Here is a 14,027-nt window from a genome sequence, read left to right as displayed (position 1 = left end):
GTTTCGGTGGTCAGCCCGCGTTCCGGGCGGCCCATCGGGCGAGCTGGTGGAGGTCGTCGGCGATCACGTCGGCTCGTCGCGCCCGCGGGTCGGCCGCGTGCCGGTAGCCGTAGATGCCCCGGCGCAGCAGGGCCGTGCTCATGCCGGCCGCCCGCGCCGGCAGCACGTCGTTGTCGACCCTGTCGCCGACGTAGAGGATCTCGCTCGGCGCGATGTCGGGGACGTTCTCGCGCACCAGGTCCAGGGTGCGGTCGAAGAACTCGGGGTGGGGCTTGGCCACGCCCCAAACGTCGGAGATGCCGATGCCGTCCACCGGCAGGTCCATCGCCGCCAGCGCCGCACCGGCCTCGACCGGCTGGTTGCCCGCGATGACCAGGCCCAGCCCGGCCTCGCGCATGGTGTCGAGGGCCGGGCGTACGTCCGGGTACAGGTCGCCCTCACCGAAGTGCTCGCGTTCGCCCTCGGGGTCCTCCTCGCGCCATCGGGCGCTCTCGGCCGCCAGGTCGAATCCTGGGACCAGCAGACGGAAACCGTCCGTGAGGGTGCCCCCGGAGGCGATGACGCCGCCGATGGTGCCGAAGAAAGCCATGTGCGGAACCCCGAAACGGTCCGCCCAGCGCGCGAAGATGCGCGTCTCGTCGATCAGGGTCTCGCCGACGTCGAACACCACAGTACGAATTGCCACGATCAGGGAGTGTACCCAGGACGGGACCTAGGCCTGGCCGGGCGGGCGCAGGACGGCGAAGGCGTCGGTCACCTCCATCTCGCGGGTCCGGAACCGGAACAACGCCGCCGGACGGCCGCCCGAACGACCCGACGGCACCGAACGCCCCGTCTCCTCGATCTGCCCTCGGCGCAGCAACACCCGGCGCAGGTTGGTGGCGGCCACGTCGTGGCCGAGCGCGGCCCGGTAGTAGCCGGACAGCTCCGACATGGTGAACTCGGGTGGAGCCAACGCGAAACCGACGTTGGTGTAGCCGAGCTTGGAGCGCAGGCGCCGCCGCCCCGAACGCACGATCGAAGCGTGGTCGAAGGCCATCGGGGGCAGGCCGGAGGCCGGATGCCAGTCGGTGTCGTCGGGCACGACCGGGTCGATGTCCGCGGGGACCAGACCCAGGTAGGCGGTGGCCAGCGTGCGCCGCTGCGGGTCGCGTCGGGGTTCGCTGCGCGTCTCCAGTTGTTCGAGGTGACTCAGGTCACGAACGTCGACCTTCTGGGCGAGTTGTCGTCGGATCGAGGCGCCCAGGTCCTCCTCCGCTCCGAGTCTGCCCCCGGGCAGGGCCCACTCCCCCTCACAGGGCGGTAGGGCCCGTCGCCACAGCAGGACGCACACTTCGCCCGCGCGGATCTGGAGGACGACCGCTAGCGCCTCGTGCGCCGAGAGCGTGGCCTGTCCGTTTACCTCCGAGATATCCACCCTGTCCCTTCCGTTCTCGGTCATGTTAAGCTGCATCAGGTTTGTGCCTGCCAGACGAAAACCTGGTATCCACACCGCCCTCCCACGGCACGGCGCCCGCACGCCGAGCCCACAGCCTCGAGGAAGTAGTAGGACATGGCAACGGTCACCGCGACGGCGGACACCATGACCAGGCAGGAATGGGCCGCCGAGGTCCGCCGCCTGGCGGAGGAGCGCGACGCTGTCATCCTCGCGCACAACTACCAGCGCCCGGAAATCCAGGACGTGGCCCACCACACCGGTGACTCACTGGCCCTGTCCCGCCTCGCGGCGAGCGTCGACGCGAGCACCATCGTGTTCTGCGGCGTGCACTTCATGGCCGAGACCGCCAAGATCCTCGCGCCGGAGAAGACCATCCTGCTGCCCGACCCCAACGCGGGCTGCTCGCTGGCCGACACCATCACCGCCGAGGACGTGCGGAACTGGAAGGCCCAGCACCCGGGCGCGGTCGTGGTCGCCTACGTCAACACCACCGCGGCGGTCAAGGCCGAGACCGACATCTGCTGTACCTCCTCCAACGCCGCCGACGTCATCAGGTCCATCCCGGAGGATCGGGAGATCCTCTTCCTCCCCGACCAGTTCCTGGGCGCCCACGTCAAGCGGGTCACCGGTCGCGACAACATCCACGTGTGGATGGGCGAGTGCCACGTGCACGCCGGTATCGACGGTCACACCCTGCGCGAACGCGTGGCGGCCGAGCCCGACGCCGAGGTCTACGTGCACCCCGAGTGCGGCTGCGCGACCTCCGCCCTCTACCTGGTCGGTAGCGGCGCCGTCCCCGAGGACCGGGTCAAGGTCCTGTCCACCGGCGGCATGCTCACCGCCGCGGAGAACACCAGCGCCGCCAAGGTCCTCATCGCCACCGAGACCGGCATGCTGCACCAGCTGCGCAACGTCAACTCGAACACGGAGTTCGAGGCGGTCAACTCCCGCGCCGAGTGCCATTACATGAAGATGATCGACGCGGACAAGCTGCTGAACTCGTTGCGCCACGGCACCACCGAGATCACGGTCGACCCCGAGACCTCCGAGCGCGCCCGCCGTTCGGTGGAACGCATGGTCGCGATCGGTCAGCCCTCGCGCGGCGGAGAGTGAGGACACACCCGCCCCCACGGGTCGGGTAACAGAAGTCTCACCTTCAGGACACAGCTGATCGATTCCCGCACGCCACGGTTCTCCCCTCGCTACCGTCACCACAGACAGCGGGGGGGAATCGTGACCAGAGGTAACGAAAGAGACGAAGCGGCGGCACCGGTCGAGGAGCTCCACGACGCATACGCGCAGGCGCTCTACCGATACGCGTGGTCCCTGCTCGGTGGTGGCACCCCGGGCGATCCGGAGGACCCCGTCACCGAGGCCGTCCACGAAGGGCTCGTCGCCGGAGTGGTACTGGAGAGGAAGCTCCGCGACCCGGCCGATCGCGGCCCCTGGCTCTACGCCCTGGTGCGCGCCGCCTGCCAACGCCGCGGCTTCGCGCACACCTGTCCCTACACTCGGCTGGCCACCGTGCCCGCCGAGACCCCGGTCGCGCGCATGTTCTCCCGGTTGCCCGCCAGCCACCGCGAACTCGTCGAGCTGAACCTGCGCCACGCGCTGCCCTCCTCCGCGGTCGCCCGAGTACTCGGACTCGAACCGCGGATCTGTGACGAACTGTCCCGTTCGGCGATCCGTCGCGCCGCGGAGGGCCTGAACCGACTGCCCGGGCAGGACGATTCGGAGGACTCCGAGGAGAGCGCGACCCCCAACCGGCGCGACCAGATCCAACAGGTCTCCTCCGCGCTGGCCCTGCTCCGCCCGCCCGGGGCCCCGCCCGGACTACGCGAACGCGTCGTGCACACCTGCCTGGCCCCCGAGGCCGCCGAGGAACGCAAGCGGATCGCCGCAGCCTTGCAACCGCTCACCGAGGACGGTTACCCGGTCCACCGCGCCCGCGTCACCGGCGTCTTCGCGATCGAGGACGAGGGCGAGGAGGTGGACGAGACCCTGGTCCAGGCACCCCCCATCACTCCGCGTCCCCTGCCCGACGATCGGATCACCACCCGGGACCAACCGCTCCACGAGAACACGCGCGCGCCGCTGCCCACACCCGAGCGCAGGCGCTGGCCGCTGCCGGCCGTCTCCGGGCTGGCCACGGTGGCGGTGGCCCTGGGGTTGTGGTGGTGGGCCGGCATGGCGGGCGCTCCCCCGACCACGATCGACGCCGGCCCCGCCGAGACCGGCCGCGGCCACGACGGTTCCAAGGTGGAGACGGTCTCCACCGCCTCCGAGAACAAGCCCGGTGTCGACCCCTCGCCCGAGGTCGAGTCCACTCCCTCGGCTCCCTCCCCGGAGTCGACCACGGGCACCGCACCGGAATCGAACGGCCCCGAGGGCCCCGCCGATCCCGAGGACGGTCAAGGGCCCGAGGACGACCCTGGGCGGGATCCCGAACCGGAACCCGGCCACCCCGAGGCCCCGGAGGACGAGGACGACACCGCTCCGCCGGCGCCGCCCGCGGACGACGAGGCCCCCGAGGAGGAACCCGAGGGCGAGGAGCCGGGCGGTGGCTCCACAGGCCTGCTCGGTGGGCTGTTCGGGCTGTTCTTCGGCGAGGAGTGACCCGGGCGAGGATCAGAAGGAGACGAGGAGGCGTTCGGCGGTCACGTGCAGTCGCCGTTCGACCTCTTCCACGTCGCGCCGGCCCTTGAGCACCTCCACCAGCTCGAAGATCCACACGCTGGTCAGCGATCCGGCCAGGACGTACTCGATACCGTCCCGGTCCACCTCGTCCACGGAGGTGGTCTCCTCCACGGTGTCGGCGGGACGGGCCGCGACGAGGTTGCCGGTGGCCACCCGCCACACCAGGTCGGTGATGCGCACGTCCAGCTCGATCTTGACCTCGGCCATGATCAGCGAACGCACCAGCGCGTCGGCCAGCTCGGGCTCTCGCATGAGTCCGCGGGTGGCGCGCAACAGCACGTCGACGGCACGCCCCGCGGCGGTGTCGGCGGTGGGCGGCCGGCGGACGATACCGCCCTCCAGCAGGTCCAGCTCCTCGGTGACCACGGCCACGACCAGGTCCATCTTCGAGGGGAAGTAGCGATAGAGGGTGCCAAGGGCGACCCCGGCGCGCTCGGCCACCGAGCGCATCTGCATCGCCTCGACGCCGCCACGCACCGCCAGGGCGGCCGCGGTCTGGACGATACGTCGGCGACGCTGTGTCTGATTCCGCGTCATCGTTCCGATCGGTGCCTGCACCGCCACTGGGTCTCTCCCCTTCGTCATCGGTCCACCGCGAACGCGGTGGCCGAGAGCCGCCTCAAGGCCGGCGTGAGATCGCCGACCGTCATGAGAACACGTTATCTAACGCTTTCCCTCTCAGGCAGCCGTTCGAACCCATGATCCGCACCTCATCGCCCGACGTGGCAGAGGTAATACGAGATCGTGGTAGAGATTTTCGGGTCGATCGCCCGGCCAGGTAGAATATGTTCTACTTCGTCGAACACCTAGAGGCTGGACCGCAATCGTCCGGCTTTGGTCGCACTCCGCCCAAAAGTCCCAAGACCCCCTTCCCTAGAATCGAATGTGATTCGGTTTCCAGCGGAAAGGCCGTCCCACAATGCGCGAGGTTCCCCCGGTCGAGGACCTGGGCGAGGGGCTCTGGAGCATCCCGGTGCCCGTCCCCCACAACCCGATCGGCTTCACCTACGTCTACGTGCTCTCGACAACCGGTGGCCCCGTCCTCATCGACACCGGTTGGAACCACGACGACTCCTGGTCGGCCCTGGTCGACGGCCTGGCCCTGGCCGGTCACCGCGTCGACCAGGTCCGGGGCGCCGTCATCACCCACTTCCACGCGGACCACTCCGGCCTGACCGGCCGCCTACGCGAAGCCTCCGACGCCTGGATCGCCATGCACCCCCGGGACATCGCCATCCTGGCCAGGCAGGCGGGACACGGCCAGGAGGAAAGGGCCGCCACGATGATCGCGCAGATGACCCGCGCCGGGTTCCCCACCGAGGACATCGACGCCTTCCGCGCCTCCCCCACCGTCTTCCAGTCTCCCGCCACCCCCGACCTGGCCCTCCAGGACGGCGAGCGGGTCGACACGCCCGGCTCGGACCTGCGCGCCGTGTGGACACCCGGCCACACCCCCGGCCACCTGTGCCTGCACTTGGCCGACCGGGGCCTGCTGTTCACCGGCGACCACGTCCTGCCGCGCATCACCCCGCACGTGGGCCAGTTCCCCCTCGACGCCCCCGAGGGCGACCCACTCGGCGACTTCCTGGCCTCCCAGGCCCGCACCGGACGCCTGCCCGACGCCGAGCGACTGCTATGCCTTCCCTCACACGAGGAGCGCTTCACCGGGCTGCCCGAGCGCACACGAGCGATCACCGACCACCACGAGGAACGCCTGACCCGGATGGCGGAACTGCTCGACCGCGGCCCCACCACCCTGTGGGAACTCACCTCCGGCCTGGAGTGGCGGCGCCCCTGGGAGGACATGCGGATCCTGGCCCGGCACATGGCCGCCTCCGAGACCGCCGCGCACCTTCGCACCCTGGAGGAGCGCGGTCTGGCCAAGCGGGACGGTTCGACGGAGCTCCCCCGGTGGGCCACCACCACCTGAATCGACCACCCGGAATAGGATCCCCCTAGCCGAAGCCCGGCGCCGACCCCGAGTGAACTCGCGAGTAACATATGGGGGCGCCCAAACGGACCCGACGGCGGCCAAGGACGAACGGCGACTACCGGGCACGCGACCCAACGAAGAGGTGGACTCTTGACCCAGTCGGGCACAAGCACGGGACCGACCCCAAAGCCGTCCGGCGAACGCCGCCCCCTACGCGTCGCCCTCCTGTCGTACCGGAGCAAACAGCACGTGGGCGGACAGGGCGTCTACGTACGCCACCTGTCGCGCGAACTCGCCGCGCTCGGGCACCAGGTCACCGTCTTCTCCGGCCAGCCCTACCCGGTCCTGGACGAGGGCGTCACCCTGGAGAAACTCCCCTCCCTCGACCTGTACAACGACGCGAACCCCTTCGTCGCCCCACCCCTGCGCCAATGGCGCGACTGGATCGACGTCCTGGAGGTCGCCACCATGTGGACCGCCGGGTTCCCCGAACCGCTCACCTACTCGCTGCGCGCCAACCGCGAACTCCGCCGCCGCCTCGACGAGTTCGACGTCGTCCACGACAACCAGACCCTCGGCTGGGGCCTGCTCGGCATCAAGTCCGCCGGACTGCCCCTGGTCACCACCATCCACCACCCCATCAGCGTCGACCGCCGCATCGAGATCGCCGAGGCCAAGGGCCTACAGAAGCTCTCCAAGCGACGCTGGTACGGATTCGTGAAGATGCAGGCCCGCGTCGCCCGCCGCCTGGACCCCATCCTCGTACCCTCCCAGTCCTCCGCCGACGACATCACCCGTGAGTTCGGAGTCGACCCCACCGCCATGGAGGTCACCCCGCTGGGCGTGGACACCCGCTACTTCCACCCGCGCCCCGACGTGGAACGCACCCCCGGCCGCATCGTGTGCACCGCCAGCGCCGACAGCCCCCTCAAGGGCGTCACCGTCCTGCTGCGCGCCGCCGCCAAACTCGCCACCGAACGCGACGTCACCCTGACCATCGTCAGCAAGCCCCGGCCCGGCGGCCCCACCGACCGCCTCGTCGACGAACTCGGCCTGCGCGACCGCATCGAGTTCGTCAGCGGCATCGACGACGAGGAACTGGGCCGCCTCATCGCCGGCGCGCAGGTCGCCGTCGTCCCCTCCTTCTACGAGGGCTTCTCCCTGCCCGCCGTCGAGGCCATGGCCTGCGGCACCCCGCTCATCGCCAGCCACGCCGGCGCCCTGCCCGAGGTCGTCGGCACCGACGGCGACGCCGGCCGCCTCATCCCCCCGGGCGACCCCGACCTCCTCGCCGCCGAACTCGCCTCCCTGTTCGACGACGACGCCGAACGTGAGCGCATGAGCGCCGCCGCCTGGCGCCGCGTCCAGGAACGGTTCACCTGGAAGGCCGTCGCCGAGCTCACCGCGCAGCGCTACGCCTCCACCATCACCGCCGTCAAGGGGACCACCCCCGACGGGGACCACCGCCCCGCGCCCGTGCGGGCCCGCGCGAACGGCGCCTGACCCGCAGCACCATCCCTAGGGAGCCTCCACTGATCACCGTCGACTTCAACCTGTTCCCCGTCGGCCCGGGCCACCGCGTTCTCGACCTGGGATGTGGCGGCGGCCGCCACGCCTTCGAGATCTACCGCCGCGGCGCCGACGTGGTCGCCTTCGACCAGAACGTCGACGACCTCGCCGAGGTCGAGACCATGTTCGCCGCCATGGCCCACGAAGGTGAGGCGCCCGCCTCCGCCAAGGCCGAGACCGTCAAGGGCGACGCCCTCGACATGCCCTTCGACAACGACTCCTTCGACCGTGTCGTCGCCGCCGAGATCTTCGAGCACCTGCCGCACGACACCGCCGCCATGAAGGAGCTGTACCGGGTTCTCAGGCCCGGCGGCATCGCGGCCATCACCGTGCCCAGCTTCCTGCCCGAACGCATCTGCTGGGCGCTCTCGGAGGAGTACCACACCAACGAGGGCGGCCACATCCGCATCTACACCCGCGCCGAACTGGAGGCCAAGCTCAAGGCCACCGGATTCGAGATCGGCCCGCACCACCACGCGCACGCCCTCCACGCCCCCTACTGGTGGATCAAGTGCGCCGTGGGCACCGACAACAACGACCACCCGGCGGCCAAGGCCTACCACGACCTGCTCGTCTGGGACATGCTCCAGGCCCCCAAGGTGACCCGGATCGCGGAGAGACTCCTCAACCCGGTCATCGGCAAGAGCGTCATCGTGTACGTTCGCAAGCCGATCACGACCGACGTGTCCGACTGATGGCCTCCGCACCCGCGCCCAGCGACCCCGACGCCCTGCACCTGCCCGGAGTCCTCAGCACCGAACAGCTGTACCGGTCCACCGACTACCTCGTACGCGCCCAGGAGCCCGACGGCGCCATCCCCTGGTTCCCCGGCGGTCACGCCGACGTGTGGGACCACGTGGAGTGCGCCATGGCCCTGACCGTGACCGGGCTGACCGTGCCCGAACACGCCGAGGCCGCCCGACGCGCCTACCGATGGTTGTCGAAGAGCCGCCATCCAGGCGGCGGTTGGCCCGCCAAGTTCCGGCAGGGAACGCCCGTCACGAGTCTGCGCGAGGCCAACCACGCCGCCTATCCGGCCGTGGGTGTGTTCCACCACCTGCTCACCACCGGCGACACCGTGTTCGCCGAGGAACTGTGGCCGACCGTCGAGAGCGGGTTGGAGTTCGTACTGACGCTGCGCGGCGACCACGGGGAGATCCTGTGGGCGCGGGGCGAGGACGGAACGCCCGGCGACCACGCCCTGCTCACGGTCTGCTCCAGCGTGCACCACGCGCTGCGCTGCGGCGCCGCGCTGGGCGCCCGGCTGGGCAGGGAACGCCCTGGATGGGAGGCCGCCGCCGACCGGCTCGCCGTCCTCATCAACGACCGTGAGGAGCTGTTCGCCGACCGCTCCCGCTTCTCGATGGACTGGTTCTACCCGATCCTGGGCGGAGCGGTCCGCGGTGAGGACGCCAAGGCCCGCGTCGCGGAGCGCTGGGACACCTTCGTCGTGCCCGGCCTGGGTGTGCGCTGCGTGAGCGACCAGCCGTGGGTGACCGCGGCGGAGTCCTCCGAGCTGGTGCTCACGCTGACCGCCATGGGCGAGACCGACGCCGCGATACGCATCCTGCGGGAGATCCAGCACCTGCGCGACCCCGACGACGGCGTCTACTGGACCGGCTACCAGTTCGCCGAACAGGTGCGCTGGCCGGTCGAACGCAGCACCTGGACGACCGCCGCGGTCGTGCTGGCCGTGGACGCGCTCACCCGCACCACGCCCGGTTCCCGGGTGTTCCTGCACAGCTGGGACACCGAGCCGGTGGTGACCTGAGGATCCACCCTCACACCCGACGGCGAGGGCCCCGTACCGACGCGGTACGGGGCCCTCTTCCCGTGAGAGCGCTAGCCGTCTTCACTACGGGTCGACGGTGGCATCTCCGGGATTCCCGGCTGCTCCGGGACGCCCGGCTCCTCCGGCTCCTCCGGAATCTCGGGGATCTCCGGTTCCTCCGGGATCTCCGGAATCTCGGGTTCCGGCGGTTCCTGAGGCTCCTGGGGCTCCTGAGGTTCCTGCGGTTCCTGAGGCTCCTGAGGTTCCTGGGTGGCCGGATCCGGCGCCCAGTTCTCCGTGGTGCCATCGAACGCCGGGTCCGGGAACGAACCGCGCTCGTACCCCTCCATCGCGCGGGTCATGTACGAGTTCCACATCGAGGCCGGCAGACCACCACCGGAGATGTTGTGCCCCGGGATGCTGAAGCTCTCGTTGTTCCCGCTGTACACGCCCACCGCCGTCGACAGCTGCGGGGTGTAACCCACGAACCAGGCGGCGACGCTGCCGTCGGTCGTACCGGTCTTACCCGCGACCGGGTGGTCCCACAGTCGTGCCGCCGTACCGGTGCCGCTGTTGACGACCCCTTCCAGCGCGTGGGTGACGTCCGCGGCCGTGGTCTCCTCCAGGGCACGGTTCTCGACGACCTCGGGGCGCTCGTTGTCGCCCGCCTGGTTCACGACCTCCTTGACGACGTGCGCCTCCATGTGCACACCGCCGTTGGCGAAGGTTCCGAACCCACTGGCCTGGTCGACCGGGCGCACGCTGCTCGCTCCGAGCGGCATGACCGGCACCAGCTGGTTGTCGGCGATGCTGCCCTCGGGAAGACCCACGTCGTAGGCGGTCTGGCGGATCTCCTCGAAGCCGACCTCCTGCGCCAGCTCGACGAAGCCCAGGTTGTTGGAGACCTGGGTGGCCTGGGTCAACGTCATGACCCCGCCGGGAGAGTTGCCCGCGTTCTGCACCCGGGACCCTTGAACGTCCCGCGGACCGCGACCGTCCACGGTGGAGTTCAGGCCGTAGCCCTGCTCCAAAGCGGTGGCCAGCACGTACGGCTTGAACGCCGAGCCGGCCTGCGCGGCGCCCAGGAAGGCGCTGTCGTACTGGTTGGCGACGTAGTCGTGACCGCCGTAGAACGCCTTGACCTCACCGGTGGCGGGGTCGATGGTGGTCAGACCGATGTTGACGCCCTCGGGAAGGTTCTCCGGAGGCACCATCGCCTCGACCGACTCATAGGCCGCGTCCATCATGTCCTTGTCGAAGGTCGTGACGATCTTGTAGCCCTGCCGGTTGATGTGGTCCTCGGTGTAGCCCAGACGCTCCAGTTCGCTCAGGGCCTCCTGGAGCATGTACCCCTTGTAGCCACTGATGTCGGCGCCGTCCATGGGCTTCTCCGGCTCAGGGGCGGGGAACTCCATCTGGTCGGCCTCGGCCTGGGTGATGGCCTCGGTCGTGACCAGACCGTTGATGACGTACTGCCACCGGTTCTCCATCGCCGGCGTGGTCTCCACGTCGGCCTGACCGAAGCGGGTCGGCTGTTGGATGGCGGCGGCCAGGAAGGCGGATTCCTCCGCGGTGAGCTCGTCGACGTCCTTGTGGTAGTACGCCTGAGCGGCGGCCTGGATACCGTAGGCCTGACGACCGAAGTAGATGGTGTTGAGGTACTGCTCCATCACCCACTCCTTGTCCTCGTTCTGGTCCACCTTGATCGCGATGATGATCTCTTGGACCTTGCGGGCCACGGTCTGTTCCAGGGACACCCCTTCGTAGTAGTTGCGCACCATCTGCTGGGTGACGGTCGAGCCACCCTGCACCTGCTCGCCGGTGATCGTGGACCACACCGCGCGCGTGGTACCGCTCAGCGAGACACCGGGCTCGGTCCAAAAGCCCCGGTCCTCCGCGGAGATGACGGCTTCGACGACGTGGTCGCCACCGGCGACCATCTCCTCGTAGTCGACCACATCACGGTCCGTGCCGCGATAGGCGAACTCCGTCTCACCATCGGCGAAGTAGAACGTCGACCCCTGCTCGACCGCGTCGGCCTTGGCCGCGTCCGGGATCTCCACCGTGGTGTAGAAGAACGCGAACACACCCGCGCCCGCGATGATCATCAGACCCGTGACGATGAGGAACACGCGCAGGATGCGCCACCACAGCGGCTTCTTGGTCTTCGGCTTCTTGCCGCCCTTGGCCTTGTCGCCGGGACCCTTCGGTCCACCGGGGCCGCCGGGTGGGCCCTTGGGACCTCCGGGGCCGGTCGGACCACCGGGTGCCGCGGCCTGAGCCGAGGCGGGAGCGGCGGACGCTCCCGCGACCCCGCCCGCGGCCGCTGCGGCCGTCGCTGCGGCCGCGGTGGAGGCGTCGTCCTTCTCTGCCTCTTCCCTGGCCTTTTCCTCGCGCTCCGACGTGTAGTCGGAGAACCGTCGAGGCTGCGGCCACATCTCGTCATCGGCCGACGCCGCCTCATGCTCGGCGGTCCGGTCGGTGGCCTCGGGCTTCTCTTCCGGCTGCTCATCCGGGAGAGAAACGAACGCGGTGGCCGCCACCGCGGGCATCGCCTCGGTCGGCTTCGCCTCGTCCGCGGAGCCCGGCTCGTCCTCGGGTTCGGAGTCTGTCTTGTCCTCGGGTTCGGTGGTCGCCTCCGCGGCGGCCACCGGAGAGTCCACCCCGTCCGGCCCTTCAGGACGCTGAGAGCCCTCAGGGCTCCCAGAAGCCGGGGCGGGCGCGGGAGCGTCTTCCTCTTCCGCTGACCCCTCCTGCTCCTCCGCGTTCGCCTGAGAGAGGTTCGGGAGCGGGAAGACACCGGTCGCCTCATTGTCGGGGTCCTCGGCGCGGGCGTTCTCCGCCGCCTCGGTAGCCACCTCCTCGGTCTCCTCCTTGTCCTCCTTGTCCTCTGCCGCGAAGGGGGCGGCGGAGGTGGAGGACTCGGAGTCCGATTCGTTTTCGTCTTCGGCTTCGGCCGTCTCGGCCGTCTCCGAGTCGGTGCTCAAATCAGAAGAGGGCACGTCGTCCAGGCCGTAACCCTGATCGGCCAAAGTCTTGGCCACCCGGTCACGGAAGAACGTGCCACTGGTCTTGAATGCGGCGGCCCCGCCAACGATGAATTCCGGCTCAGGAGTGTCATTCCCTCCGGAATCCCCCTCCGATTTGTCATCATCGGTAGCGGGGACATCACCCTGGGGCGTCGCCTGACTGGACAGCTCCTCTGCAGAGGTGTCGTTCGTCTCCGGCGTATTCGAGTCGGGACGCTGTCCATCCGTCCCGCCGTCGCCGTGTGTGCTCTCGCTCAGCTCCCCGCCCCCATGGCAAATCACGTCCGGCACCGTGCCGTCCTGGTGTTTGACGCGCGAGTGCCCCTGATCGGTTCAGTTCGAGTCAGGACTGAAGCGGTATCCCGGGGAAAATCGCCACCATCATCGCTCCACCCTCACCGTCACGATACCCGCCCGTAACTGTGTCAAGGCCGAATCCGTAACCGCCCGGTGACTTCTTACCAAGGGCTTACCCTCACCCCGCGTGTCACATGGTGTTCGATGAATCACCCCGTGCTCCAAGGGGCGAAGGACCCCTGGAGCCACGAGAACCACGTCGGATCAGGAGGTACGTTCCAACACCCGCATGGAACCGACCACGCGGACCTCCTTGAACCGTCCGGTCTCCAGAGCACGGCGGTAGATGTTGTAGGGCGGACGTCCCCCGTCCTCCGGGTTCGGGAAGACGTCGTGAATGACCAACGCGCCACCGACCGCGATGTGCGGGGTCCAACCCTCATAGTCGTTCTGGGCGGCCTGCTCACTGTGGCCACCGTCGATGAAGAGCATGCCCAACTCGGTGCCCCAGACGGCCGCGACCGCCGTGGACGCCCCCGCGATCGCGATGACCTCCTCGTCCAACCCTGCCCGCGTGATCGTACGTCGGAAGTGCGGAAGTGTGTCGAACTTCCCCGTCTCCGGGTCGATCAGGGTGGCGTCGTGGTACTCCCAACCCTCCTGATGCTCCTCCGACCCCCGGTGGTGGTCCACGGTGATGACCTTCGCCTCCGCCACCCGAGCCGCCGCACCCAGGAACACGGTGGACTTCCCGCAATAGGTCCCGATCTCCACGATCGGCCCCCGGCCGGCGTACTCCACAGCCGTCTCGTACAGGGCCAGGCCCTCATCCGTGGGCATGAAGCCCTTCGCCGCTTCAGCGGCCGCCAACAGCTCCGCCGGGATTGTCTTCGTCATCCGGAGATTGTCCCATTCCCCACCCCCTACTCCCCCACCCCGACCCCGTCATCCACAGGCGGGGAGTTGGGGGTGGTGGTGGGGTTGGTGAGCGTGATCCCATCGATCTTGGGGGAGCCGCTGGTTTCGCCGGTTTCGTGCTGCCCAAGGTCTCCTGGTGGGGTGCCTGGGGTTGGGAGTCTTGGGGTTGTTGGGCGGGGCGGGGGTGGGTTGGTGGGGCGCCTCGGGTAGAGAATCTTCCGGTTGTTGGGCGTTGCTCGGGTGGGTTGGTGGGGCGCCTGGGGTCGAGAGCCTGCCGGTTGTTGGGCGGGGTGGGGGTGGGTTCTCCCTCCTTCCCCGCCGCGTGATTGTTGCCGCCCGCACCGCACGCGTCAAGGCAATGTCGGGTGCTCTGGC

General features: G+C 69.3%; 11 protein-coding genes. 6 read left to right on the top strand and 5 right to left on the bottom strand.

Annotated elements, in window-relative coordinates; translation table 11 throughout:
* Positions 1–10: 10 nt before the first annotated feature.
* Positions 11–685 (bottom strand): HAD family hydrolase, encoded by a 675-nt coding sequence (locus tag ACWGSK_RS22105; protein WP_358514413.1) that lies wholly within the window; start codon positions 683–685, stop codon positions 11–13.
* Positions 686–712: 27 nt separating this feature from the next.
* The gene (locus tag ACWGSK_RS22100; RefSeq protein WP_358514415.1) at positions 713–1,441 is read right to left on the bottom strand and encodes an NUDIX hydrolase; all 729 of its coding nucleotides are present in this window, start codon (positions 1,439–1,441) and stop codon (positions 713–715) included.
* A 111-nt stretch (positions 1,442–1,552) separates the two neighbouring features.
* Here ACWGSK_RS22100 and nadA point away from each other — a divergent pair, with 111 nt between their 5' ends.
* Positions 1,553–2,551, top strand: a complete 999-nt coding sequence (gene nadA, locus ACWGSK_RS22095) for a quinolinate synthase NadA (RefSeq protein WP_358514417.1) — start codon at positions 1,553–1,555, stop codon at positions 2,549–2,551.
* Positions 2,552–2,671: 120 nt separating this feature from the next.
* Positions 2,672–4,054: a sigma-70 family RNA polymerase sigma factor gene (locus tag ACWGSK_RS22090; protein ID WP_358514419.1), complete on the top strand. Its 1,383-nt coding sequence runs from the start codon at positions 2,672–2,674 to the stop codon at positions 4,052–4,054.
* Positions 4,055–4,066: 12 nt separating this feature from the next.
* Here ACWGSK_RS22090 and ACWGSK_RS22085 read toward each other — a convergent pair whose 3' ends face one another.
* On the bottom strand, positions 4,067–4,699 hold the full coding sequence (locus tag ACWGSK_RS22085; protein ID WP_358514421.1) for a TetR family transcriptional regulator: 633 nt from the start codon (positions 4,697–4,699) through the stop codon (positions 4,067–4,069).
* Positions 4,700–5,054: 355 nt separating this feature from the next.
* Between ACWGSK_RS22085 and ACWGSK_RS22080 the strand changes: the two genes are divergently transcribed.
* The 4 genes from ACWGSK_RS22080 (at position 5,055) to ACWGSK_RS22065 (ending at position 9,408) form a co-directional block, all read left to right on the top strand.
* Positions 5,055–6,065, top strand: coding sequence for an MBL fold metallo-hydrolase (locus ACWGSK_RS22080; RefSeq protein ID WP_358514423.1), 1,011 nt, complete (start codon positions 5,055–5,057; stop codon positions 6,063–6,065).
* A 153-nt stretch (positions 6,066–6,218) separates the two neighbouring features.
* Complete coding sequence (locus ACWGSK_RS22075) at positions 6,219–7,571, top strand: glycosyltransferase family 4 protein (RefSeq protein WP_358514425.1); 1,353 nt, start codon at positions 6,219–6,221, stop codon at positions 7,569–7,571.
* 29 nt (positions 7,572–7,600) lie between these two features.
* Entirely contained in the window at positions 7,601–8,332 is a 732-nt protein-coding gene (locus ACWGSK_RS22070; RefSeq protein WP_358514436.1) for a class I SAM-dependent methyltransferase, read from the top strand.
* Positions 8,332–9,408, top strand: a complete 1,077-nt coding sequence (locus ACWGSK_RS22065; RefSeq protein ID WP_358514427.1) for a prenyltransferase — start codon at positions 8,332–8,334, stop codon at positions 9,406–9,408. The genes ACWGSK_RS22070 and ACWGSK_RS22065 overlap by 1 nt, the downstream gene beginning before the upstream one ends.
* 71 nt (positions 9,409–9,479) lie before the next feature.
* On the opposite strand, the gene ACWGSK_RS22060 is transcribed toward ACWGSK_RS22065, so the two are convergent.
* Positions 9,480–12,728 carry a transglycosylase domain-containing protein gene (locus ACWGSK_RS22060; RefSeq protein ID WP_452456615.1) on the bottom strand — a complete coding sequence of 1,083 codons (3,249 nt, stop codon included), beginning with the start codon at positions 12,726–12,728 and terminating at the stop codon, positions 9,480–9,482.
* Positions 12,729–12,998: 270 nt separating this feature from the next.
* Entirely contained in the window at positions 12,999–13,631 is a 633-nt protein-coding gene (locus tag ACWGSK_RS22055) for a class I SAM-dependent methyltransferase (protein WP_358514431.1), read from the bottom strand.
* Positions 13,632–14,027: the final 396 nt, after the last annotated feature.

Source organism: Nocardiopsis sp. NPDC055551 (assembly GCF_053619415.1).
The sequence above is the reverse complement of the archived record's forward strand: the minus strand, read 5'-3'. Positions and strand labels throughout refer to the sequence as shown.